Below are 24493 nucleotides of genomic sequence, written 5' to 3' on the forward strand. Positions count from 1 at the left end.
TCAAAAAAAATCTTGACTTGCCTCTTTTCTTGGGAGTACAAAAGCACTCATTCCTGTTAAAGTTATCGACCCGCAGCACGACCATTTTTTCCGCAGACACATCGCTGCATATTTTGCTCCGCCCCAGTTTTCAGATCATTGAAAAGCGTTTCAATATGTCATTCCTTTAACCCATATAAAAGTAAAAGGGAGGCGCGTGATGGATGAGAAGGTTAGGAAAAATCGTTTTTTGGTTCCGGTTTTGTTAATTCTTCTTACCTTGGGGATGGGCGGCGTTTTTCTGCATTCCCTCTTTGCCGAGCGCTACCTCCAGTCCGCGAACGATGCCATCCAAACGGGCAAGACCCAACTGTTTAGCCGCTCTGTATCCGGCGCGCTTTTGGCCTATCAAACCTTTCAGACTGCCGCCGCCGGCGCCGACTACAGCGCGGCCACGCCTGCCCAAAAGATTAAAATACACGCCTACCTGGCTTTTACGAGGATGGTTGACATCCTGCTGCGCGAAGACGGCGGTTCGACCGACACGCTGGCCGAGCTTCTGGCAAAATACGGCGCCACTCGCACCGGCGACGCGTTTGATTCCGTCAAGTTCACCCCGCCTCCTTTGAACGATGACGGCAAGATCATCCTGCCTGCCACTGTCCCGGCCTCCGCCGAGGCCTTGCGCGCCTTTTTCGCCGGCCCCTTTTTGACAGCCGTAAATGCCTCGATCCATGACCTGGATGAGGCGATCTCCCTGTCCCCGACGGACGGAAGCGAAGGGGATGACCGGGAAATAATTGCGAAGGCGTTGATCAACTCCGAAGACGTTACCCAACCCGATGTCGAGATGGACGCAGGCGACTACTATCTCTACCGGGCGTTCCTGAAATTTCTCAAAGTTTACGCCCTGATGAGCGCCGGCTATAACGCGAATCTGGATATCCGCGAGGTTGTCGCCCTGGTCAACCTGGGTGCGGGGCCGGAAATGATCAAGGGGCTCCTCGACCGCTATCCGGATTTTCTCAAAATTGGCGACGCGGCCCGGATGAATGAGGCGCGCCTGGCGCTGATCGACGCGATCACCGACTATGAAACCGCTTCGGCGAAGATACGCGGGGACATGAATACGCTAGCGGGCGCGGAAGAGCTTATTTCCCTTGATATTACCGAACTTGCCAAAGAGAACTTCCTCCGCGAACAGATGGCCCTCGCCAAAAACTCGCTTCAGAACAATACTGCCGTGGCGCTGGGCGGGGCTGAGGAATGGTGGAACTTTTCGATCCTGACGCCCGAGTCAAAAACGTTCTCCGTTGAGTTGGAGGACAGCTTCAGCAGCGGCAGCTACAGCGCTTACGGCAACACCGGCTGCGACACTAAGTTCGGTTGCAACGCCCGGCTGGAATATGCACTCGTCAACGGCAACAACGTAACTCTCCGCTTCAACTATTATTATCCCTATTACGGTTGGTCCGAGTTTCATGGGACGCTGAACGCGGCCAAAACGCAAATTACGAACGGGACCTATAGTGGATACAACCCCTACTCCATTCCGGCCAGCTATTCGGGGACCTTCAGCGCCGTGCGGACATACTTTGAAGCCAACACAGAAAGATTCAATCTGTTTCCGCTGTTCGGCGACGGCGCCGCGACGCAGCCGAAGGCCCTGCGCGATCTGCTTCCCAAGGTTAACGAATTCGGCTACCCACTCCCCGGGAGGATGGGGCATGGTTTGAGCGATGACCCGACGCTGGGCGGGATACTGCCGGATTTCGCGACACAGGATAGGTGGTTGAAGGAGTTTGAAGGTAATCTGTTCATGCCGACCGGGCCACTGACGATTCCCCAGGTGGACGAGGGGGCGATCGCGATCGACGGCGCAACCGACGACTGGACGGATGCGGGAATCACCACCCCGGTGCTCACGGATGTAACCGGGGAACGGGGACAGTATATGGCCGCCAACGGCGATCTGCAGAAGGTTTTTCTCGCCATAGACAGTCAGTATCTCTACATCCGGATGGAGCTGGCCGGGGACTGGAACAGCCAGACTGGGAAGAACTTCATGTACGGACTCCGCTTCCGGCAATCCCCCGGTGACGGCCCCGACAAGCCGGGCGATATCAAGCTTTTTGCCCGCAACCGGGACGGCGTGTGGGAGGTGAAGGCGCAGTCCATTCAGACCAACGGCCAGTATGGCCCGCTGGGCGATTTGGCTGCCTCCGGGGGCGCTGTCGTCGCTTCCGGCAATATCGTTGAATGGCGGGTGCGTCGGGGAAGCTCGGTTGCGGGATGGTTCCTCGCCGCCGATACGGACTCCTGGAACTATTATCAGCAATGGGACTATGGATGGTATTCCTACGACAAAAACCCCACCTGCCTCCAGTTCCAGCCTATTGCGAGCGTCACCGGAACCCTGAGCGTGCCGGGCTACGACGGCAGCGGCCCCGTTCGTGTCGGGGTTTTTGAATACGGTCCGGATTTCAGCACGAATCCGGAAAAACGTCTCGGGTCGCTGGCAATTTACCCAGATGATTCGGGGACGCTCCCCGCGACCTACGCCATAACCGGCCTTCCCGTCGGCAAGAAGTCATTTGTCTCGGTATTCTGGGACAGGGACGGAAACGGCGTCGTCAGTCCGGGCGACTACACTAATTTTTATCAGCCGTTTACAACCGTTAGTGGAGACAATACTCGGAATCTGGCGGTCGCTGACGACCATCCTGCCTATTCGCCGCCCGAGTTCCAGAATGTCAGAATCTCCAGTCGCAAATTGCCCAATGGAAACCGGATCGTTGACTTCATAGCCACGCTGATGGGGCCCAGCCCGGAAGATGTGACCATCACCGCGACCGGCCCCGGGGGCGAGTACAAGTTGAGCCCGGCCATCTTTTCCCATCAATTGGGTCTCGTTTACATGATCAGCGTTCCCTGGCTCATGGACGGCGACTATACGTTCACGGCGGTCGATTCCCGGGGGCGGAAGGCGGAGACGACCTACAGTTTCCAGAACCGCTACGATCTTCCTTCACTCTCGATTTCCCCGAGCCCGACCTATGCGGGGACGACGACGCCCACGTTGACCTGGACGCCGCCGGCGGGCGGACCTTACGCCTATCAGGTTCTGGTCCAGGATATAAACGGCGCCGCCCTCTGGTACATGTCGGACCGCACAGCGGCCAATTCGGTCACGGTGCCGGCGGGGATGCTTCTACCGGACAGCCATTACTTCTGGTTTGTGAGGGTTTTCGACGACGCGGGTCATCCGATGAACTGTACGGAGAGTAATTATGGTTATTTCTATACCGGCGCCCGTGCGGAAAATCCGGCTGCCGAATGGGTGTCGATCGGGGCAAGACCGCCCACGGGGACCAGCACGTTGTATTCGTTCTGGGTCGATGCGAAGGTCCCGGGATTGGCGCCTTGGGATGTCACTGCGATCAGGCTGAAAGATCCCAGCGGCAACATCGTTATCCAGCGGAGCGGTTCGCCCAATTTTGACGTTCGCTTCGATCAGTCCTATTTCGAGGCCAGCTCCAGCCCCGCTTCTCCTCCGGTTTCGGGTTTATACACGTTCGAGATGGACTTCCTCCGTTCCTCGCAGACCCGAACCATTGCTGTGAACAATGTTCCTTTCAACTACAGTTCAGTCCAGGCGGTGGACATAACGACGCTGGTTCCCTCGAACAACTACTACTTCAAGACAACGACGCCGACCTTCTCCTGGGGCCTGGTTGCCGAGCAGAACACCTATTATCGCGTCCGGGTCTTCGACCCGATGGGGAGAAAGACGATCTGGCAGAGCTTCTGGTCCAAGAATGCCTCGGCGACCGTTCGCGCGGGTGTGTTAAAGCCGGGAGGAACCTACTACTGGACTGTGGTGACGACCCCCGCGATCGATCCGAGTAACGTCAGCGCTTTCGTCAATACGGAGGGTAACGCGTCGAATCGGATGATGTACCGCTTCACGCTGGAGCCGCCCCGAAAGGGCGATGTCAGCGGCAATGGCGAGGTGAATCTGGAGGATGCCGTTCTGGCCCTCCAGGTCGTCTCCGGTTTCAAGCCGCTGGTCACGCTGACCGGCGATGTGAACAACGACGGCCGCATCGGCCTGCCGGAGGCGCTCTACATCCTCCAGTTAATTGGGGACAGCCGCTAATATTAATTTATTGGGGACAGCCACTAATTTTTTTGGCTGTCCCGAAACAGAAATTTATTGGTTTACGGATTATGGCCCGTTTGCCCCGGATAGTTGTTCCCCAATACCCGCATCACATTGTGCAGCGCGGTAACCGCCGGCTGGACGTGTTTTTCACGGAGGAGGATAGGCGGGCGTACCTGGCGGATATAGGGGAAGCCTGCGAGCGGTATGGGGTGGCGATCTGGGCGTATTGCCTGATGCGCAATCATGTTCATTTTGTTGCTGTTCCGGCCAATCCGGATTCGCTGGCCCGCTGTTTTTCCGAGGCCCATGTTCGCTATACAAGGCGGATTAATCGTCGAGAAGGCTGGCAGGGTCATCTGTGGCAGGGCCGGTTTGGTTCAAGCGTGCTTGATCAGAATTATTTAATCGCGGCAGTGCGTTATGTAGAGAGAAACCCGGTGCGAGCGGGCCTGGTGGCGGAGGCGTGGGAATATCGCTGGTCAAGCGCGGCATTTCATGTCGGCAAGACAGATGATGCCGGAATTGTCAGTTCCGATAAGATGCTAAACGAGTTGGTCGGCGACTGGAAGGAATATTTAACTATTCAGGATAAAAGGAATTTTGTTGAATCAGTGCACAGGGAATCCTCCGTTAACCGGCCTTTGGGCGATGTGGCCTTTGTCGATACCCTGGAACGAAGATATCAATTAAAAATGACGCGCGGCAAAGCCGGAAGGCCCGTAAAGACGGAGCAGCCAGCACTGCTTTAGATGTTCGCGGGAATGAAATCAATTAGTGGCTGTCCCCGATTTAAGGAAGATGTCGGTCGTAAGGGCGGGGCCGTGGATGGCATTTCCTCCCCGTTTCAGGATGAAGGGATGGTCCGTTTGCAGCAGGGCGGCTTCCGGAATAAAGATAAGCTCTTCCGTCGTCAGTTCCGCGTCTCCGGATGAGACCCGCACCTGGCCCGTGAAGCGAATCCTCTTTTCCCGGAGGAGAATGGCTGCCCGGACGGCGGCGATGCTTGCAAGCACCTTATCGTCATTGCGGAGCCTGATTGTGACGGGCGAGATTTCGATTTCCGCGATATTGCGCACGGGCAAGAGCGAAGAGAACGTCTCCTCGGCGAAAAGGCGTGTGAAATCAGGATGGTTTTCCAAAGAGATATTGCCAGGGGTTCCTTGGGGAGAGGGTTTCCCGGGGGGGGGGGCGGCGAATTGCGAATTGGCGTAAATCTCGATGATCGCGTTTTGAATAATCGCTTTCCTGGTAAGACCGGTGCTGAAAAAACCGATTTTTCCCCGCCCGATGGCGAATCTGTCGGCAGTGATTGAGACCACCCGCCGGCCGTGGTTCAGTTCGTAAAACCGCAGGCCGTCTATTTGCGTTTGATAAGCCGGCTGGGAGACTTTCTTGCTTGGATAGTTCGGCGCTTCGCGCTGGAGGCAAAAAAATGCCAACCCGCCGCTCAGGGCAACTATTGCGATTGCCAACCAAATGATATTGCGCTTAATTAAAAAGATAGATGGAATGATCATGGCGTATATTTCATGTGACGCTTACGGGTTAGAGCCGGGTCGCCGTAAATTGCCGCTGAACATTTTAAAAACTAATGAGGCAATTGCAAAACCATTTGTCATTCCCGAATGTCTCTATCGGGAATATGGTTTTTCAAGCAGTTAGAACCAGATTCCCGCTCAGAATCGTTGCGGGAATGACAAGAATGGGGAGTTTTGCAGTTACCTCTAATAATTACAGTTTTTTTCCCATCACGGACTTGTCAGCATTCGCTTATTTTCTAAATGCCGGCTTCCGTCGGCATCACGGTGAAGGTATTTTCTCAGAAGGTCGCCAGTCGTCCAAGGCAAAAATCAGCGCTCTTGCGACCGTACCCTATCCCGTCCTCAATCCTGAAGTCAATCGATAAAATTATGGTAACTACTCAGGTTGTTTAGACTGTAGTCTTTTAGGTCTGCGCAAAGGACGAATCAATGCCCCCAACACCTTTTAGGTCTCTAAAAGTTTTGAGTAATAGCCGATAGAATTGTTTTATGAACATTAAGCTCCGCTTTCCTCAAAGTATCCTAAACACCTACAGACAATCGACCTGAATAGTTACCGCAATTTTAGGCTATTGACACGTTGTGACCCCCGCCGGAAGGGGTCAATCTTTTTACCGCCATTTTAGGCTATTGACACGTTGTGACCGGCTGTGTTAGCTCATAATCGCAGTCGGAAATCACGATCGCTGCGCCGGTTTTTGCGGGGACAGTGCAATAACGTATTGGAAGAAGATGCATAATGAACGAGAATAATAACCAGGGACGAAGGTCGTTTCTTGCTGAGATGGAGCCCTATTTTGAGCGCAATGAGTCGCAGATCGTGCTTAATCTGGCGCAGGAAAGGCTGAAAAGGATTCCTGATGATCTCGATTCCCGAATTGCGATTTGCCGCGTCTGGCTGCAGCAGGGGCGCATAGACGAGGCCCGTGATATGCTTGGCGAAATGGAGGACATCCTGTCCGGCCTTTCCCAGCTCTATGCCTGCATGGGCGATCTTTACACAAAAAAAGGGCTGGCAGACGAAGCGGAGCTGTTTTATCGGAAGTTCACCGCCCTGAATCCGGCGTCGTCTCCGGCGCTCGATTCGGCAGTTAGACTGAAGGAAATAGGGGCGCTTGCCGAAGCGGATGACTATGAACGAGGTGAGGAGGAGGGGGAAAACTCTGACGTGTTCCCCGATTTTGGGACAGTGACCTTGGCCGAGCTTTATATCCGTCAGGGCCATCTCCCGATGGCCGAAGAGATGCTGGAGAAGATAACAGGTCGCGATCCCCAAAACGAGCGGGCGGGGGCGCTGCTGCAGGATGTCCGCGCCCGTCTTGGCAAGAAAGCGGTCGGGCAAAAAAATGCAGGGGTCATAGTTGAGCTTGCGCGCTGGCTGGAAAATATAGGGAATTTGCGCCGCCATGCAGCCTGAACCGGATGTCTATAGAAAGAGAGCAGAGCGTCTTCGCAGCCTTGCGGAAGCGGATTACCTGATTATTTTAGACGAAAGCAATATCCGTTATCTGACCGGTTTTACCGGCGGCGACGGGGCGCTGCTGCTTGGTCCTGTCTGGATGACCCTGCTGGTGGACGGGCGTTATATAACGCAGGCTGGACTTGAGACAAAGAATCTGGAAATAAGCGAGTTCAAAAACCGGACAGAGGTAATATCCGCCGTTTTCCAGGAGCGGGGCGCCAGTTGCATAGGGTTTGAGTCTTCAGCCGTTTCCTATGGAGAATATCTGCGACTGCGGGATTCGCTGCCGCAGGCAACGCTTCAGCCCCTGGGCAGTAGTCTCGATTTACTGCGGGCCGTCAAGGACGATGCAGAAGTGGGCGAGATAAAAAAGGCGATACGGGTAGCAGAAAAAGCATTGACAGATGTAATTAGTTTGATTAAACCGGGCGTCACGGAAGCGGAGCTCGCCGTTGAGCTTGAATACCGGATGCGTCGGGGCGGCGCTGAAAGGATGTCCTTCGAGACGATTGTCGCGACGGGGCCGGATGCGGCCCTTCCCCACGCAGCACCGGGAAAAAGAAGGATTGCGGACGGGGATTTTGTCCTGATCGATTATGGCGCGGTTGTTAACGGATACCATTCGGATGAGACGCGGACTTTTTGTGTCGGTTCTCCCTCGCCCAAACAGCGGGAGGCTTACCAGTTCGTTATGGAGGCTCATGACCGTGCTCTCGGGGCAATCCGGGCCGGTGTTTCCTGCGGCGAGATAGACGGCGTTGCCCGATCTTTTCTCGCAGAGAAGGGGCTGGACCGGTATTTTTCCCATGGCGCCGGTCATGGCGTGGGGCTGGCGATTCACGAGCCGCCCCGGCTGTCCACGGGCAGGGCGGATATCTTGGAGGTCGGGATGGTGGTTACGGTCGAGCCAGGGGTGTATTTCCCCGGGGAATGGGGCATCAGGATCGAGGATATGGCGCTTGTGGGGAAGGATAGCTGCGAGGTTTTGACCACCCCAGGCGTTGGTCTTGTAGAGCTGTAGCCTCCTTGCTTATTTTCTTTGGGGCGATGGCTTTATGGGGAGTTTCTTACAAAAACAGGATGATGAATTATGAAAATATTTCCGGATGATCTGCTGTACAGTCGCGAGCATTTCTGGGTAAGGGTGGATGGTGATCTGGCAACCATCGGCCTTACGGATCATGGCCAGGATAAACTGGGAGAGATTGTTTCGCTGGATCTTCCTGAAACGGACTCGTACGTCGAATGGAACGAGCCGTTTGGGAGCATTGAATCTTCCGGCACGACCATTGACCTGATAGCCCCGGTAAGCGGCGTTGTGATGAATGTCAATGACGATATCACCGACGATGCGGGCGTCATCAACAGTGATCCCTATGATACCGGCTGGCTGCTTGTGGTGGAGATGGAGGATCAGTCAGAACTGGACGATCTCCTTGATGCCGCGGCTTACCAGGATTTTGTGCTCCAGGAGGGCGATCTTGATTAGGGCCTGTCCACAAATAACCTGGGCAAGATTGCGCTCAGATTTGGGTTAGATTTGGTTGCGGCGATTGAACAAAACCGCAGACGTAGCAGCGCTACGTTGAGGATTTTGCGATTGAGCCACAGCCAAAGATGGCCCAAAGATGAGATGCAAGATGTTCAGGTTATTTGTGGATAGGCACTTAGCCGGCGTTATCGGCCGAAACAGCCGTAGAATTGGAAAAATAAGACGCAATGGATATAAAATCTGTAATCAAGGAAGAGGTGCTTGCCCATCAGGCGTATCCGGTAGAAAACGCCCTGTATCCGGTCAAGCTCGATGCGAATGAAAATCCGCTGACGATTTCCGCAGGGCTGCGGGCGAAGTTTGCGGCCCGGCTGACGGAAATTTCCCTCAACCGCTATCCGGAGGCGGGCGCGCCAATCTTGACTGGCCGCTTTGCCGAAAGTTTCGGCGTTGCGGCGGATCAGGTCATTATCGGCAACGGTTCAGACGAACTGATTCAGATTCTCTGCAGCGCGGTGGCTCGCCCGGGGGCTGAGGTCATGATTCCGACGCCGACGTTTGCGATGTACCGCATTTCCCCGGTTAATGCCGGATGCCGGGTTGTGGAGGTCCCGCTCGACGGGGCGTTTGATCTTGACGTCGCCGCGATGAGCGCGCGCAGCAAAGCGCACCCTCCGGCCCTCACCTTTCTGGCCTCGCCCAACAACCCCACCGGAAACTGCTTCAGCCGTGACCGCATTGCAGCGATCATCGAAAGCTCCCCCGGCATTGTCGTTGTTGACGAGGCGTACCACAACTTTTACGGGCAAACATTTTTGCCGCTCCTTGCAAAATACGATAATCTCGTGATTCTTCGCACCCTGTCGAAGATAGGCTTTGCCGCGGCCCGCCTCGGCATCCTCGTCGGCAGCCCCGAGCTGGTTTACGAGTTCAACAAGGTGCGGCTTCCCTATAATCTCAGTGCGCTTTCCCAGGCGGCGGCCGGTTTCTACCTCGATCATGAAGAGGTATTCCTGAAGCAGGCAGAAGAAATTCGCCTCTGGCGGGAGGAGCTTTATGCCGAGTTGCTGGCAATCGCCGGGATAAAGCCGTGGCGTTCCGATGCAAATTTCATTTTTTTTAGTTGCGATTTCGATTCCGATCGTATATACAGCGAACTCTTAGCGGGGGGAGTTCTTGTCAAGAACTTCAATATGCCCGGAAGAATTAAGAACTTCATGCGCGTTACCGTCGGTACGCCTGAAGAAAACGGTATTTTTATAAAAAAACTGAAAGAAATTTTACAACAGTTAGGGGCGTGATCCACAAATAAGTGAAAAAATGGCGGTTTACGGCACAGCCTAAAAAGGCGAGGAGCCGTGCTGCCTTTTTTTATGCCGTTTTTCCGCTGGCGCCCGGCGTTATTTTTTAAATTTGCAGCCCTCCGCTATCGGTTTTTCAGCTAAAAGAAGAAATCTGTATTTCCATTTCAGGGGAGGCAATTGCAAAACCATTTGTCATTCCCGAATGTCTCTATCGGGAATATGGTTTTTCAAGCAGTTAGAACCAGATTCCCGCTCAGAATCGTTGCGGGAATGACAAAAATGGGGAGTTTTGCAATTACCTCAGGTGTTCAGGCGCAAGCGGCTATCTTGCGGATAGCTTGATGCTTGCCGATAAAGTCATTTAAACGAAAAGGAGAAGGAACTTTGGAAGTAAAGGTATTTGACAACGATGTAGAAAAGGCATTGAAGATCCTGAAGAACAAGCTTTCCAAGAGCGGTCTATTTAAGGAATTGAAACTGCGCCGCGCCTACGAAAAGCCTTCGGTGAAGCGCAAGCGCAAGGCCATCGAGGCGCGCCGGCGTCTGGCCAAGGTGCAGAGACGCAAGATTTTTTAAGAAAAGAAAAACGGGAATAATGGCTGAAAAACAATATGTAGTGGATGCCCTCTCCATTGAGGAGTCGTGGCGCATATTCCGGATCATGGCGGAGTTTGTGGATGCCATCGAGACCCTCTCCGGGGCTGAGCGCGCGGTCAGCATCTTCGGCTCGGCCAGAACAAAGCCCGGCGATGTCTATTACGAGAAGGCCGAGAAGCTCGCAGGTTTGCTTGCGGAAGGCGGGTTTGGCGTAATAACCGGCGGCGGTCCCGGCGTGATGGAGGCCGGAAACAAGGGGGCGGCGGAGGCCGGCGGGCAGTCGGTGGGGATGAACATCCGCCTACCCTATGAGCAAAAGCCTAATATTTACGCCAATGTAAGCATTGACTACAAGTATTTTTTCATTCGCAAGGTCATGTTCGTCAAGTACTCCGTCGCTTATGTAATCATGCCCGGCGGTTTTGGCACTATGGACGAACTCTTCGAGGCGTTGACCCTGATCCAGACGAAACGGATAAAGAGTTTTCCCGTTATCCTGATGGGGAGCGAATACTGGCAGGGGCTTGTGGACTGGCTTCGGGAAACGATGCTGTCAGACGGCAAAATTTCCGCCCATGATCTCGACTTTATTCAGGTTATAGACGAGCCGGAGGATGTTTTCCGGTATATCGAGAAGTACGTAATCGTATAGAAACCCCAATAGACGTCCCGGTTTGCGCCTGAACGCCTCCTTACCAGTAAAGCGTCGCTTTTCTTATGGCTGCTCACAAAGAAGATGCCGTTGAGGCTTCGTCCCTCAAGGAGGTCATCGCCGAACTTGCCAGGGGCAAGGCGGCGCCCTCGTGCTTTCTGCTCTACGGAGAAGAGGAATTCCAGCTTCAGGATGCCCTGGACAAGATTGTCGATACACTGCTTCCCGCTGTCGGAGAGCGTGATTTCAATCTCTTTGCGACAGACGGCGAGCACGAGGATGTGGGCGCCCTTTGCGAATCGCTGATCACCCCGCCGCTGCTGCCGGGGCGAAAAGTCGTGATCGTTAAAAATACCCGCCTTTTTGAGTCTAAAAATAATCTTCCCCAGCTCATTGCCCGAATACGGGAGCGCGTTGAATCCGACCCTGCGCGGGCCGCTGCCGAGTTCATGCAGTTTCTGGCGCTTGCCGGCCTGCAACTGGATGACCTTCGGGACGGGGGCTGGCGGAAAATAGATGACGAAGGGTGGCAGAAACTGGTTCCCGGCGACGACGGGGGGCAAAGGGAGGCGTGGCTTCCCCGGATTGTGGAAATTGCGGTTGACAGAAAAGCCGCGCCCGTTGTCAAAAAGCCGGATGAAGCAGAGCGACTGGAGAGGATTTTATCCGGGGGCATGCCAGCGGACAATCATCTCATTTTGACGGCGCCAGGGGCTGATCGCAGAAAAAAGCTATTTAAAACAATTGCCGCCGTCGGGCGGATTCTCGTTTTCGAGAAGATAAAGAAAGAGCTGAAACAGCAGCAGACGGTCATGGAACTGGCAGCCGCCAGCCTCGCCAAAAGCGGAAAACGGATTTCCGGCGGCGGTTGGGAAGCTCTCGGGAAAAAAACCGGGTTCAGCCTGCGGGAGTCGCTGGGGGCAATAGAAAAGCTGATCACATACGCCGGCGAGAATGCCGTGATCGAGGCTGCCGATGTGGAGGCCGTCGTCGGCAGGACAAAGGAGGATGTGATCTTCGCCCTGACGGGGGCTATCTCGGCAAGAAAACTGCCAAGCGCCCTTACAGCGCTGCGGGAGCTGCTTGAACAGGGCGAGGCGCCGCTGATGATCTTTGCGATGATGGTGAAGGAAATCCGGATGCTGCTGCAGGCGAGGCTGCTTATCGATTCGGGACGACTTAAATCATTCAACGCCAATACGACGGACTACGGGCGTTTCCAGAGGCTTATCTATCCGTCCCTGAAGCAGCCGCAAGAGGAGGATCAGCTTGATCTCGTCTCGCAGCACCCGTTTGTTGTTTTTCAGGCGCTGAAGAACGCGGCGCGTTTCACCCGCCGGGAACTGATCGCTTATCTGGGGCTGCTCGCCCAGACCGATCTGGAACTCAAATCAACCAAACTCCCGCAGCCGCTGCTCTTGGAGCGTTTTCTTGTTTCCGCCTGCAGCACCGGGCTCAAAGTTTCCTGAGGGCGGCGAGGGCAAGCCGTTTCTGCCGGGAGAGTCTGCGCGCCGGGCCCTTCTTTTTCGTCTTGCCGTCATCCTCGTCTTCGTCTATTTCGCGTTTGGAGAGTTGATCCGAAAACGGGAGGGCAGATTTAGCATTCTCCGGCGCTGGAGCTGTACCCTCCAGCAGGGCCTCGAATGTCGCGGAGGAGACCACGCTTTTGCCCCGATGGGCGGCGTAGATGGCGATTTCCCGATCCGAGGTGACGACGGTGAGCTCCTCACTCCCTTTTGCGGCAAGCCGTTTTATCACCTCGTCGGCCTTTTCCCCGATCCGGGAATAGATGATTTCCACCCCTTCGGAGCGGTCGCGCTCCTCGTTCGGCGAGCCGCCGATCCAGCCGTCAAAGACCACGGTAACCGAGTGGCCGCGATTTTTTCGGTACGCAGCAAGGCTGCGGATGAGCGCCTTGCGTCCCTCCTCGAGGCTTATCCGTTCATACTGGCGGAAGCTGGACAGCCGGATTAGATTATAGCCGTCAACGATTATGCGCATGGTGTTTCCGGAATCATTAATTTGTTGTATGACAGCGCAGGCTATGCTATACGCCCCAGCAGTGCCATCCTGATTACAGCAAACGGAAGTCTTTCATATCACTATGCCTGAATTGATTCAATCCGAAATAAAAATAGGGAGGTAGAAAGCAGATGGAGATCAAAAATATTTGTGTTTTGGGCGCTGGGCTGATGGGAAATGGTATCACCCAGGTATGCGCGGAGGCGGGTTTTCATGTCAAGATGAGGGATATCGAGCAGCGCTTTATAGACAACGGCATGAATAATATCCGCAAGAATCTTGCCCGTGATGTCCAGAAGGGGAAGAAGACCCAGGCGCAGGCCGATGAGATTCTTGGGCGAATAAAGCCGGTTCTGGATCTGAAGGAGGCCGCCGCCGATGCGGATGTCGTCGTCGAGGTCGTCGTTGAGGTCATGAACATCAAAAAGCAGGTCTATGCGGAGCTGGAGGAGATAGTTTCCGATAAATGCCTTTTCTTCACCAATACTTCAGGACTCAGTATAACCGAGATGGCGGCGATTACCAAAAGGCCGGATCGTTTCATCGGCACGCACTTTTTTAACCCGGTCCCGGTGATGCGCCTGCTGGAGATCATCCGCGGCTATGAGACGTCCGAGGCAACCCTCGCTGTCGCGAAGACCTGGGGGGAAAAGCTCGGCAAGGAGTGCATAGTCGTCAAGGAGGCCCCGGCTTTTGTCGTCAACCGGATACTGTGTCTGATGCTCAACGAGGCCTTTTTTGTCCTCGGCGAGGGGCTGGCGACTCCGGAGGATATCGACAAGGGAATGGTGCTCGGCTGCAATCAGCCGATCGGGCCGCTGGCCCTGTCGGATCTGATCGGCAACGATACGCTGCTCCACATTATGGAAGGACTGCGCAGGGAATTGGGGGACAAGTACATCCCCGCGCCGCTGCTTGTCCAACTGGTTCGCGCCGGCCGTTTCGGGAGAAAATCGGGCAAAGGGGTCTATGATTACACCTCGAAGTAGGGATTTTATAAACCCCCATGCCCGAAGCGGGCACAACGAATGATGAAAACGAAGTAGGGGCGGTTCACGAACCGCCCTTATTGGAGGGACGCGCTCCGTCGCGTCCGCAGGTCCCAAAAGTGTGATGATGTAAGGTATAGATATTGTTTATACAAATTCCATTTTCATAAAAACGGGGAGGGATAGACATCATGGATTTCGAATTTACCGAAGAACAGAAGATGCTGAAGGATATGGCATATCGTTTTGCCCAGGCGGAATTGGCGCCGGTTGCGCAGGAATGCGACGAACAGGAGAAATACACGCCGGAGATCCGGAAAAAGGCGGCGGAAAACGGTCTGGTCGGCGCCTGGATCGCGGAAGAATACGGCGGCTGCAATGCCGGCATTCTCGGCAACGCCATCATTACCGAGGAACTTTCAAGATTTGACATGGGCATTGGCCTCAATATTACCTCCGCGTCTTTTGGCTGCGAGGCCATTTACCAGTACGGAACGGAAGAGCAGAAAAAACGCTATCTTCCCCCCGTCTGCCGGGGCGAGCAGGTAAGCGCCGGCGCCTTTACTGAGCCGAATGCCGGAACGGATGTCGCCGGGTACAAGACGCGCGCGGTGAAAGACGGCAGCGACTATGTGATCAACGGCAACAAGATGTTTATCACCAACGGCACGGTATGCGATTTTATGGTCACTCAGTGCATCACCAATCCCGAGGAGAAAAGGCATAACAGCTTCAGCCTGATTATCATCCCGGCCGACGCCCAGGGGGTGACTCGCAGCAAGATTCACGGCAAGATGGGAATCCGCGCCAGCGCCACCGCGGAGATCGCCCTGGAGGATGTGCGTGTTCCCCAGACGAACCTTGTCGGAAGAGAAGGCAACGGTTTCAAGCAGTTGATGCATTTCTTCGATACCACCCGGGTGATGGTTTCCGCCCAGGCCCTGGGGCTGGCCGAGGCCTGTCTGGAGACGAGCATCAAATACGTAAAAGAGCGCACCGTCTTTGGCGCGCCGTTGGGCGCCTACCAGCTTACGCAGAAGAAGCTGACCGAAATGGCAATCAAGATCGAGGCGTTGCGGGGGCTTGTATATAAAGCGGCCTGGCTGATCGACGAGGGGCGTCCCGATTATATGCTGGCCGCGATGGCGAAATTCTTCGGCGGTGAGACTGCGGTCTTCTGCGCCAATTACGCCGTCGAGCTGCACGGCGGTTACGGGTATATCGAGGAGTACCCGGTGCAGAAGTGGTACCGGGACGCCAAAATCCTCGAGCTGTACGAGGGGACGAAAGAGGCGGAGATCATGACGATCGGCCGCTACCTGCAGGCAAGATAGGGGCAGGCGGATTTATACGGTAAAAATCGGCGCGGTGAGGATGTTTCTCATTGCGTCGATTGTTGTCTGATAGCTATCGCTTTTGAAGATCGCGTTTCCGGCGACGAAAACATCTGCGCCGGCAGCGGCAATGGTACGAAGATTGTTTAGGGAAACCCCTCCATCTACCTCCAGCAGCGCCGGGGAAGCTGTGCTTTTGAGCAGCTTCCTGGCCGCGCGGATTTTGGCAAGGGAGCTTTCGATAAACTTCTGCCCCCCGAAGCCGGGGTTGACGCTCATAATCAGCAGCAGATCGATCTCCGGCAGGATTGGTTCGATCAGACAAAGAGGCGTGGCCGGGTTTACCGAAACGCCGGCCTTGATCCCCTGTTCATGGATCAGGCCAAGTAGCCGATGCAGATGCGCCGTCGCCTCGAAGTGGACGGTGAGCCAGTTGGCTCCCGCCTGTGCGAAGGCTTCCACGTAGCGCTCGGGATTTTCGATCATCAAATGGACGTCAAAGGGCAGGGTCGTCGCCTTGCGCAAGGAGGAGATCAGCCCCGGGCCGATGGTGATATTCGGGACAAAGTGGCCGTCCATGACATCTATGTGGAGCCAGTCAGCCCCTGCTGCCTGCACCGCGGCGATTTCCTCGCCGAGTCGGCTTCCGTCCGCGGAAAGTATCGATGGCGCGATAATTTTCATTCTGCCTCTCCTGTTGCTTTCGTTGCGAGCTTGAATAACGACAGTCATTCCGAATTCACGCAGCTATTGAAGTTGCCTCAAGAATCAAAGAATATTCCAAGTCTATCATTATTATATCCAATTCCTTCCTTGATGCCGTGCTGACGTCCATTGGTCTTTCAAATGTCTTGGGAAAGCATAATACTCAACGTCCAGTAGTAACACCGAGTTGGTTCATCATGAACGTATAGTACTCTGCGATATCACGGTAACGCTGGAATCGGCCCGAGCTGCCACCATGACCAGCCTCCATCTTCGTGCGGAATACCAGCAGGTTATTGCCGAACTGTCGGTCGCGCAGACGCGCAACGTACTTGGCCGGTTCCCAGTACTGCACCTGCGAGTCCCACAGGCCAGTGCCGACGAACATTGCCGGATAGGAGGTCGCATGCGACTGGTCGTACGGCGAATAACTCAGCATGTACTCATAATATACAGGATCCTTTGGGTTACCCCACTCGTCGAACTCGTTGGTGGTCAACGGAATAGACTCATCCAGCATTGTGGTGACGATATCGACGAATGGCACCTGCGAAACAATCACCCGATAGCTTGATGGCGCCATGTTGGCAATCGCGCCCATCAACAGGCCTCCGGCGCTGCCCCCCAGCGCAGCGACTCGATCCGGCGCCGCATAGCCTTGCTCGACCAGATAATTGGTGACATCGATGAAATCGGTGAAGGTGTTTTTCTTTTTGAGCAGTTTGCCCTCCTCATACCATTGCCTCCCCATCTCCTGGCCGCCGCGAATATGCGCGATCGCATAGACCATACCACGGTCAAGCAGGCTGATGATATTGCTGCTGAAGGTCGGTTCGACGCTGTTTCCGTAGGAACCATAGCCGTACTGCAGCAGCGCGGAGCGGCCATCCTTGACAAAACCCTTGCGATAAACTATCGATACCGGGATACGGGTGCCGTCATGAGCAATTGCCCACTGGCGCTCGGTCACATAGTTACTCTTGTCGAAGCCGCCGAGAACCGGGGATTCCTTGAGCAGGCGACGCTCTTTCGTGGCCATGTTCAATTCATAGGTGGTCGCCGGGGTGGTCAGCGAGGTATAGCTGTAGCGCAGCCAATCGGTATTCGGTTGCGGATTAATGTCCAACGCCATACAGTAGGCCGGCTCGTCAGCGGCGACAAGGGTTTCTTTACCGCTGTTAGACAGAATACGGATGCGGGTAAGGCCGCCGGAACGTTCGGCAATCGCGACAAAATTATCGAATAGCTCAAAGCCGGAGATCAGGATCGCTTCGTCGTGGGGAACGAGATCGACCCAGCGGGAACGGTCATTCCAGATGCCATCGGTGAAGGTCATGAGTTTGAAGTTCTGGGCATTCCAGTTGGTACGCACCACCCAGCGTCCGGCGAGATGATCGGCCTTGTACTCGAAGTCACGGGTGCGCCCGGCAATCAACTTGAATTCGCCAGGGTTGTTGGCGTTCGCGCAGCGCTGCTCGGTTGACAGGGTGCTCTCCAGGTAGATGCAGATGTAAGCCTCCGAACGCGTCAGACCAACGTCCATGTAAAAACTGTCATCCGGCTCGTGATAGACAACCGGATCGGTGGCGACATCACCGTTTATTTTGTGTGATTTTATACTCTTACTCAACAACGTGTCCGGATCATTCCAGGTATAGAAGATCGTCGCGTTGTCTCCCGCCCAGGCAATGCCGGTTGATAGGCCGGTGACGCCGGTATTGGTGATCGCACCGGTCTCAAGGTTCTTGATGCGGAGGCTGTACTGGCGACGACCGACGCTGTCCTCGACAAATGCTAACAGCTGCTGATTCGGGCTTACCTTGAAGTTACCTACCTGATAATAACTGTGCCCCTTGGCAAGTTCGTTAACGTCGAGCATTATTTCTTCAGGGGCATCCATGCTTATCCTGCGACGCGCATAAATCTGGTATTCTTTCCCCTCTTCGAAGCGGCTGTAGTACCAATAATCCTTATAGAGATAGGGAACGCTGACATCGTCCTGCTTCAGCTTGCCGATCAGCTCCTCGTAGAGTTGATTCTTATAATCGGCGAGCGGCGCCATAACAGCATCTGCGTAAGCGTTCTCGGCAGTCAGGTAGGCGAGCATTTTCTGATCTTCGCGCTTGTCATCCCGTAGCCAGTAATACTCATCCATGCGTGAGCCGCTTGGCGCGACCACTTCAAACACACGTTTTTCTGCGCTCGGTTGGACCTGCCCCACATCTGCGGAGGTCAGGGGTCTTGTTACTGATTGAGAATCGCCGTATGAGCAGGAAAAAAGCAACAGGGCGGAAAGAAGAACCGAAATAAGCTGCATGGAAATACTTGCGATGCCATGATGCCCTCCGGGATAATTTTGCAGCACACTGTTTTGGCTGTTAAACATAACAGGCTTCCTCAACCACATCTGCAATCACCCATTTATTCCCCTTTTTGTAATTAAGTCAAGGTGCTACTGTTCTTATTACATTAGGCAAATTCTCCGCACCAGTATAAAAAACAATCAGTTTTACCGGAACATCCCCGGTATTTTTACCGCAATGACGGGTATTGACTACCTCGATGATCGCATCTCCCTCTTGGAAAAGTGATATTTTTTTATCTTCCAGTTCAATAGTCAATGACCCTGATAACACGTAGGCATAAACAGGGACGGGGTGAGTGTGCCATCCCGTTTCAGCCCCAGGGGGAAGTTCCACGGTCATGACCGTCACCTCCGGGTTATCCATTTTTAAGTAAGCGATGGGTTGGCCGTTGCTCGTGTTTTTCGTTTTGAGGACAACCCGTGCCTGAACGTCGCCAATGTATTCGGCGGCGCTGACAAGGGAAGACATACAGAGTATAAAGAAGAGGCATAATGATATTCTGATTTTCATAAAACACCTTTTGTCAGCATGGAGGATTTCTGTCTGATGTGCAAGGAAAGACAGACATCAAGGTGGACGGATTCCAAGAAATCAAAGTACCCAGATGATGCCAGTTATATTTCCTCTTTTATTTATTTTTTCAGCAAATCATTCAGATCTGCATTCGGAATATAGCTTCTGTATATCTTTTCGAATGTGCCGTCCGCCTTCAGGCCATCCAAGACTGACTGCCATTTTTTGACCATCTCAACAGGAGTTCCACGAGAAACCGCGATGTAAAAATAGGTATTGCTCACGGTAAAGACCTGTTCAAGATCATCTATGTTGTATCCTGCATTCTTTACAATCTCGGGCATTGTAATATTGGTAAAGACCGAAATCTGCACATCTCCGTTCATGAGCTTCTTAACACTGGTGATGGGAAGAGGAGAACTAACCAGATTTGTAAAACCTTTGTCCTTAAGGTATTGTTCGGTAAACCAGTTAGTAGTCGTCGAAATAGCAGCAACTTTTCTTGCCTCCCCCAAGTTGGCTATTTTAATGCCGGATCCCTTTTTAGCGTAAAAGATCGCACTGTTTTTACCGACTGGCCCTACCCATTGGAAAAGACTCTCCCGTTTTTCTGTTCTCTCGACACTGAAGAGCACTACATTTGGGTTGTTCAACGCCGCATTGTAAGCTTCATCCCAGGAAGTCAACCGAATGTGATCTGGAATGCCCTGACGGGCAATGATCTCCCTCACTATATCCGTGACGAAACCAGTTATCTTACCACCTTTCATGAAGGTTACCGGTGGGTATTCCTCTGTCAGCATTTGAACTTCAGAAATACCTTGCATGTTTTTCTGAGTCGCGCATGCGAACTCGGCAAGGACAAACAAACTCAATATGCAGAACCAAAGAATTCTTTTCATAAATACCCCCTTTTTCTTAATAAGACGTCCATATCTCCGTAAATCATATCACACTTGCCGAGGGATGTCATCATTAATAACTGGTTGAAAAACAGTATTTTCATCAAGGGTGACGTTTTACTGACTACAGAAACTCCTCCAGAAACGAATCAATCTTCTCCCGATAGGCATCGAGCTTTGACACCTTGAGCTTCCTGTCGGAAACAGTACGTTCGGGATGATCGAGATATTTACTCACGATCTTTCTGCCGATCCTGAGTCGCTGGGCGATCTGCCTTGCAGAGCAACTTGCATCCTTGAGCCGATGGATTTCAAAAACAGTTCTTCTGTCGATCATGGCAATGCCCTCCTCTGATCCGCATACCGAAAGGATTGTCGGATGATCTGCGCCACCACGGCATGGTCTTGATCTTCATCATCTGTCGGCTTCGGCTTGATCACCGGGCGGGGCGGGAGAGCCAAAACCTGGAAGATGCGACTGTCGAAGCCGATCAAGTCCTTACCGATCAGGCCATCCCGCGCAATGATGTACTCATCGAGATTGATTTGTAGAAGGGTGTAGATAGCGTCATAACTGTAGCAGGAAAGACCATATCTGTCCTCGGCCAGAATCAAGAACAGGTACAGGATGATCTCCTCCCGATCCAGAGAGGCCAAAAAACCGTCGGCCAGAAAGCGGTGGGGGATAAAGCTGAACCCGCCGGTGATCTTCCTGACCCTGTCCGCATCTCTTTTGGTTGGCCAGGTAATCCGGATTACCGCGAATCTTCTCCCTTTGCCACGCCGCCTTCCGGGCGCGCTGACAAACCAATTTTCCACAATTCCGGGGATGCTTCTGCCGCGGATCGGGAATAAAATACCCCCCGCAATGACAACATGACACCTCTTCCATAGTTCCACCGCCATCATCTTGGATGGCTGCTGTATATGCCAGGAATTAAAAGAATGAAATGGAATGAGAAGAATGATATGATATTCAGAAAGCTCAGAACGAAATGAGTGGACCTAATTGTCTGGCGATGACGGTATCAATTTACTCCGGTGATACTGGTATGGAATTAAGCCGGCGATGATACAGATGAAAGCCCTGGAAAACAAATTTGCCGAGTTCAACAACCTCAAAACCGTTCCTTTGGGACTCAGCGTCGATTCTGTTCCTTTAAAAAATGCGTGGGCCAAAGAGCTGGGAATCTCCAATGTTCCATTGCTTGCTGATTTCTGGCCGCACGGCGAAGCCGCTCAAAAATATGGTCTCTTCAGAGAAAAGGAAGGTTTTTCAGAAAGAGCCAACGTTATTCTTGATGAAACGGGAATGGTTGTCTGGCTGAAGTTGTATGAAATTCATCAATTGCCCGATCTGGGCGAGGTGATGGATTTCCTCAAGCACGCCTGAAAAGGGTGGAGGTGAACGAAAATGGATGAGAAAAGTCAGAACCGCCTCGCTTTGGAGAAAAGCCCTTATCTGCTCCAGCATAAAAACAACCCGGTGGACTGGTTCCCCTGGGGCGAGGAGGCCTTTCTCAAGGCAAAAGGGGAGGGAAAACCGGTTTTTCTATCCATTGGCTACTCAACCTGCCACTGGTGCCACGTGATGGAGCATGAATCGTTCGAGGACGGGGAAGTTGCCCGCTCCCTGAACGACCATTACGTGGCCATCAAAGTGGACCGGGAAGAGCGTCCGGATCTGGATCACATCTACATGACGGTCTGCCAGACGCTGACCGGCCAAGGCGGCTGGCCCCTTACCATTTTTTTGACCCCGGAACAGAAACCCTTTTTCGCCGGAACCTATTTCCCCAAAAGGAGCAAATGGGGAAGGTCGGGCTTGCTGGATATTCTGGAACAGATCACGGAAAAATGGACTGCGGACAGGAAACGCTTAAGCGCTCTGGCCGAGGAAATTACCACAGACATTCAGCGGCAAGCCTACGAGCAGCCGGGAAATTCTTTGACCGCGGATGTTCTGGAGAAGGCTTATGAAGCGCTTCAGCAGCGCTTTGACCCCGCTTACGGGGGATTCGGCGAAGCTCCCAAATTTCCTTCCCCGCACAACCTCATGTTTCTTTTGCGCTACAGCCGGATGACCGGGAAGCCGGAAGCGCAGACGTCCGCTATGGTGGGAAAGACCCTTCTGGCGATGTATAAAGGGGGCATCTATGACCATGTCGGTTATGGGTTTGCGCGTTACTCCACCGACCGGCAGTGGCTTACGCCTCATTTTGAGAAAATGCTCTACGATAACGCGCTTCTGGCTTACGTTTATCTGGAAGCGCACCAGGCGATGGCAAGCCCTTTCTACGCCCGGGTAGCGGAAGAAATCTTTGCCTATGTTGCAAGAGAGATGACCTCTTTCGAAGGGGGATTTTACAGCGCCCAGGATGCGGATTCCGAGGGGTTAGAAGGAAAGTTTTACCTCTGGACCGCGGAGGAGGTGGAGAGAGTCCTGGGCAAGCAGGGAGGAATGGCGTTCTGCCGGCTCTACGACATTACCGGCGAAGGGAACTTCGAGGGCGCCAACATCCCGAATTTGATCCGAAACGGACCGGGCGAAAGCGCCTCTTTGTTCAATCTGCTTGAAAAAATGAAGGCGCCTCGGGAGAAACTGTATCAAGAGAGGAAAAAGAGAATTCATCCCCATAAGGATGACAAGGTGCTTACTTCCTGGAACGGTCTGATGATCGCGGCCCTGGCCAAGGGGTCGCAGGCACTGCAAAATCCTGCTTACGCCGCCGTGGCGGCCAAGGCTGCGGGTTTTATCTGGGAAAGGCTCCGCTCTCCAGAGGGGCGGCTGCTGGCCCGTTACCGGGACGGAGAAGCTGCCCTGCCGGCTTATCTGGACGATTACGCCTTTTTGGCCTGGGGTTTTATTGAACTCTACCGGGCGACCTTCAATCCTGATTATCTGCAAAAGGCTCTCGAGCTCACCGAACAGATGATCAGCCTGTTCTGGGATGAAAAGAGCGCCGCCTTTTTCTTTTCCGGCAAGGATGCCGAGAAGCTTATTGCCCGTCCCCGCACGCTGGAGGACGGGGCGGTTCCCTCAGGAAATTCTGTGGCCGCCTTGAACCTGCTGCGCCTCTCCCACCTGACCGGGGAACAGCGCTTTGGTGATTTTGTTTCCCGGCAAATGGATTTTTTTGCAGGGGACGTAAAGCGTTTTCCCCAGGCCTACACCTTTTTCCTGACGGCATTGCAATTTGCGCTGGGTCCGCCTCGTGAAATTGTCGTTATGGCCGGAAACGAAGAGCAGGAGGCAAAGGAAATCCTGCAGGCCCTGCAAAAGAAGTTCCTGCCGGAGACGGCACTTTTGTGCTGTCCGCCCGGTGAACAAACCGCCCGTCTAAAAGCAATCGCCCCTTTTCTGGAGCAATACGAGGCCATTGACGGCAAGGCCACCCTCTACCTTTGCACCAACTATGCCTGTCAGGCGCCGGTCACGGGCAGAGAACAAATGCAAAAAATAATTGACACAATTTAAAGTTGGAACCCGCTTTCGCTGTGCTTTTGAAACATATCCGTCTGCTCCCCTATCGCCTCCGTCATTCCCTCGTAAAGCTATGCAGCATTGTTGGAGGTTGCTATTTTTGATGATCGAGGTTATTTCTATAAATAAGAAGTTCGCGAAACGTCAGCTTTGAATAAAACAGGCGCATTTTCATGCCAGACCTGGCCTGAAAATGCGCCTGATGACCTTTTCCCCTGATAGTCTTCAGACTCCAGCCTATCTCCTTGAGGAGTTACGATTGTTTTAGATCTTTTCTTCGAGCAGGCGCCTGACGATATCAGCTTTTCGGCTTCTTTTGTAAAGAGGAGTCTGGTTGCCTTCCAGATAAGGGGCAAGATTATCCTCAAAGGTTTTCTTCGTTTCGTTCTTGTAGATTATTCCGAGCGGCCACGGTGATTCTTCCATAGCCTTTGCCAGGGCGGCCTGTCTGTTGCCCGCGTCATGGCTGCTTGGTTCAATGAAATTAGGTGTTATCCTTGTACCATTTGTGCGTGTTTATCTTGTTGAAGGTGACACATGCCTGGAAAACATCGACAAGCGCGAAACCTTTGTGGTTTATTGCTGCTTTTATAATTTCTTTTGTTTTCTCTGGTTCGTCCGCTGACGCCCTGGCAACAAAGGGCGCGCCTATTATGAGAGCCAGGAGCAGAGGATTAAGCGGCGTTTCAAAAACTCCATCAACCTGTATTGGCGTTCTCATCCCCAGTCCCGAGGTTGGCGAAGCCTGCCCCTTGGTGAGGCCGTAAACCATATTATCATGCACAATCACCGTTATATCGGGGTTTCTTCTGATCGCGTGAATAAAATGATTGCCGCCCTCTCCGCAAATATCGCCGTCGCCGCTTTCAACAATAAGCTTGAGGTCGGGATTAACCGCCTTTATGCCTGACGCTGCCGGGAGCGCCCGGCCATGCAGGCCGTTGAAGTAACTTATATCATAATACTGCGGCGCTTTCGCGGCATGA

23 protein-coding genes are annotated in these 24493 nt (G+C 53.5%); 13 read left to right on the forward strand and 10 right to left on the reverse strand.

Annotation, left to right across the window (positions count from 1 at the left end; all coding sequences use genetic code 11):
- Positions 1-199 precede the first annotated feature (199 nt).
- Both M0P74_12940 and M0P74_12945 read left to right on the forward strand, forming a co-directional pair.
- Positions 200-4138, forward strand: a complete 3939-nt coding sequence (locus tag M0P74_12940) for a dockerin type I repeat-containing protein (GenBank protein MCK9364491.1) — start codon at positions 200-202, stop codon at positions 4136-4138.
- A 32-nt stretch (positions 4139-4170) separates the two neighbouring features.
- Positions 4171-4893: a transposase gene (locus tag M0P74_12945; GenBank protein MCK9364492.1), complete on the forward strand. Its 723-nt coding sequence runs from the start codon at positions 4171-4173 to the stop codon at positions 4891-4893.
- Between the two features lie 18 nt (positions 4894-4911).
- On the opposite strand, the gene lptC is transcribed toward M0P74_12945, so the two are convergent.
- Entirely contained in the window at positions 4912-5661 is a 750-nt protein-coding gene (gene lptC, locus M0P74_12950) for an LPS export ABC transporter periplasmic protein LptC (protein MCK9364493.1), read from the reverse strand.
- Between the two features lie 763 nt (positions 5662-6424).
- Between lptC and M0P74_12955 the strand changes: the two genes are divergently transcribed.
- The 7 genes from M0P74_12955 (at position 6425) to holA (ending at position 12661) form a co-directional block, all read left to right on the forward strand.
- The gene (locus tag M0P74_12955; GenBank protein ID MCK9364494.1) at positions 6425-7102 is read left to right on the forward strand and encodes a hypothetical protein; all 678 of its coding nucleotides are present in this window, start codon (positions 6425-6427) and stop codon (positions 7100-7102) included.
- Positions 7092-8168 (forward strand): Xaa-Pro peptidase family protein, encoded by a 1077-nt coding sequence (locus tag M0P74_12960; protein ID MCK9364495.1) that lies wholly within the window; start codon positions 7092-7094, stop codon positions 8166-8168. Before M0P74_12955 ends, M0P74_12960 begins: the two co-directional genes overlap by 11 nt.
- A gap of 69 nt (positions 8169-8237) precedes the next feature.
- Entirely contained in the window at positions 8238-8636 is a 399-nt protein-coding gene (gcvH, locus tag M0P74_12965; GenBank protein MCK9364496.1) for a glycine cleavage system protein GcvH, read from the forward strand.
- A 230-nt stretch (positions 8637-8866) separates the two neighbouring features.
- Positions 8867-9940 (forward strand): histidinol-phosphate transaminase, encoded by a 1074-nt coding sequence (gene hisC, locus M0P74_12970; protein ID MCK9364497.1) that lies wholly within the window; start codon positions 8867-8869, stop codon positions 9938-9940.
- 387 nt (positions 9941-10327) lie between these two features.
- Entirely contained in the window at positions 10328-10519 is a 192-nt protein-coding gene (gene rpsU / locus M0P74_12975) for a 30S ribosomal protein S21 (protein MCK9364498.1), read from the forward strand.
- A gap of 19 nt (positions 10520-10538) precedes the next feature.
- On the forward strand, positions 10539-11192 hold the full coding sequence (locus M0P74_12980) for a TIGR00730 family Rossman fold protein (GenBank protein ID MCK9364499.1): 654 nt from the start codon (positions 10539-10541) through the stop codon (positions 11190-11192).
- A 65-nt stretch (positions 11193-11257) separates the two neighbouring features.
- A complete protein-coding gene (holA, locus tag M0P74_12985) occupies positions 11258-12661 on the forward strand; it encodes a DNA polymerase III subunit delta (protein ID MCK9364500.1) in 1404 nt (467 codons plus the stop codon).
- On the opposite strand, the gene M0P74_12990 is transcribed toward holA, so the two are convergent.
- Positions 12648-13193 carry an NYN domain-containing protein gene (locus M0P74_12990; GenBank protein MCK9364501.1) on the reverse strand — a complete coding sequence of 182 codons (546 nt, stop codon included), beginning with the start codon at positions 13191-13193 and terminating at the stop codon, positions 12648-12650. The two genes, holA and M0P74_12990, sit on opposite strands and share 14 nt — an antisense overlap.
- Positions 13194-13345: 152 nt before the next feature.
- Here M0P74_12990 and M0P74_12995 point away from each other — a divergent pair, with 152 nt between their 5' ends.
- Positions 13346-14203 carry a 3-hydroxyacyl-CoA dehydrogenase NAD-binding domain-containing protein gene (locus tag M0P74_12995; GenBank protein ID MCK9364502.1) on the forward strand — a complete coding sequence of 286 codons (858 nt, stop codon included), beginning with the start codon at positions 13346-13348 and terminating at the stop codon, positions 14201-14203.
- 191 nt (positions 14204-14394) lie between these two features.
- A complete protein-coding gene (locus tag M0P74_13000; protein MCK9364503.1) occupies positions 14395-15537 on the forward strand; it encodes an acyl-CoA dehydrogenase family protein in 1143 nt (380 codons plus the stop codon).
- A 12-nt stretch (positions 15538-15549) separates the two neighbouring features.
- Here M0P74_13000 and rpe read toward each other — a convergent pair whose 3' ends face one another.
- From rpe to M0P74_13030, 6 genes are all read right to left on the reverse strand, one after another.
- Positions 15550-16221: a ribulose-phosphate 3-epimerase gene (gene rpe, locus M0P74_13005; GenBank protein ID MCK9364504.1), complete on the reverse strand. Its 672-nt coding sequence runs from the start codon at positions 16219-16221 to the stop codon at positions 15550-15552.
- Positions 16222-16405: 184 nt separating this feature from the next.
- The gene (locus M0P74_13010) at positions 16406-18628 is read right to left on the reverse strand and encodes a S9 family peptidase (GenBank protein MCK9364505.1); all 2223 of its coding nucleotides are present in this window, start codon (positions 18626-18628) and stop codon (positions 16406-16408) included.
- 58 nt (positions 18629-18686) lie between these two features.
- Positions 18687-19118, reverse strand: a complete 432-nt coding sequence (locus tag M0P74_13015; GenBank protein MCK9364506.1) for a cupin domain-containing protein — start codon at positions 19116-19118, stop codon at positions 18687-18689.
- Positions 19119-19240: 122 nt separating this feature from the next.
- Positions 19241-20023, reverse strand: a complete 783-nt coding sequence (locus tag M0P74_13020; protein MCK9364507.1) for a transporter substrate-binding domain-containing protein — start codon at positions 20021-20023, stop codon at positions 19241-19243.
- A gap of 124 nt (positions 20024-20147) precedes the next feature.
- Positions 20148-20360, reverse strand: coding sequence for a hypothetical protein (locus M0P74_13025; protein ID MCK9364508.1), 213 nt, complete (start codon positions 20358-20360; stop codon positions 20148-20150).
- Positions 20357-20932 (reverse strand): hypothetical protein, encoded by a 576-nt coding sequence (locus M0P74_13030; protein ID MCK9364509.1) that lies wholly within the window; start codon positions 20930-20932, stop codon positions 20357-20359. The genes M0P74_13025 and M0P74_13030 overlap by 4 nt, the downstream gene beginning before the upstream one ends.
- 169 nt (positions 20933-21101) lie before the next feature.
- Between M0P74_13030 and M0P74_13035 the strand changes: the two genes are divergently transcribed.
- Together M0P74_13035 and M0P74_13040 are read left to right on the forward strand one after the other, a co-directional pair.
- On the forward strand, positions 21102-21416 hold the full coding sequence (locus tag M0P74_13035) for a redoxin domain-containing protein (protein ID MCK9364510.1): 315 nt from the start codon (positions 21102-21104) through the stop codon (positions 21414-21416).
- Positions 21417-21437: 21 nt separating this feature from the next.
- Positions 21438-23501 (forward strand): thioredoxin domain-containing protein, encoded by a 2064-nt coding sequence (locus tag M0P74_13040; protein ID MCK9364511.1) that lies wholly within the window; start codon positions 21438-21440, stop codon positions 23499-23501.
- Positions 23502-23771: 270 nt separating this feature from the next.
- Here M0P74_13040 and M0P74_13045 read toward each other — a convergent pair whose 3' ends face one another.
- A complete protein-coding gene (locus M0P74_13045) occupies positions 23772-23987 on the reverse strand; it encodes a hypothetical protein (protein ID MCK9364512.1) in 216 nt (71 codons plus the stop codon).
- Between the two features lie 4 nt (positions 23988-23991).
- The coding region (locus M0P74_13050) for a thiamine pyrophosphate-dependent enzyme (GenBank protein ID MCK9364513.1) at positions 23992-24493 on the reverse strand (502 nt) is incomplete at its 5' end.

This window comes from Syntrophales bacterium (assembly GCA_023229765.1).
Classification (GTDB): Bacteria; Desulfobacterota; Syntrophia; order Syntrophales; family UBA5619; genus DYTH01.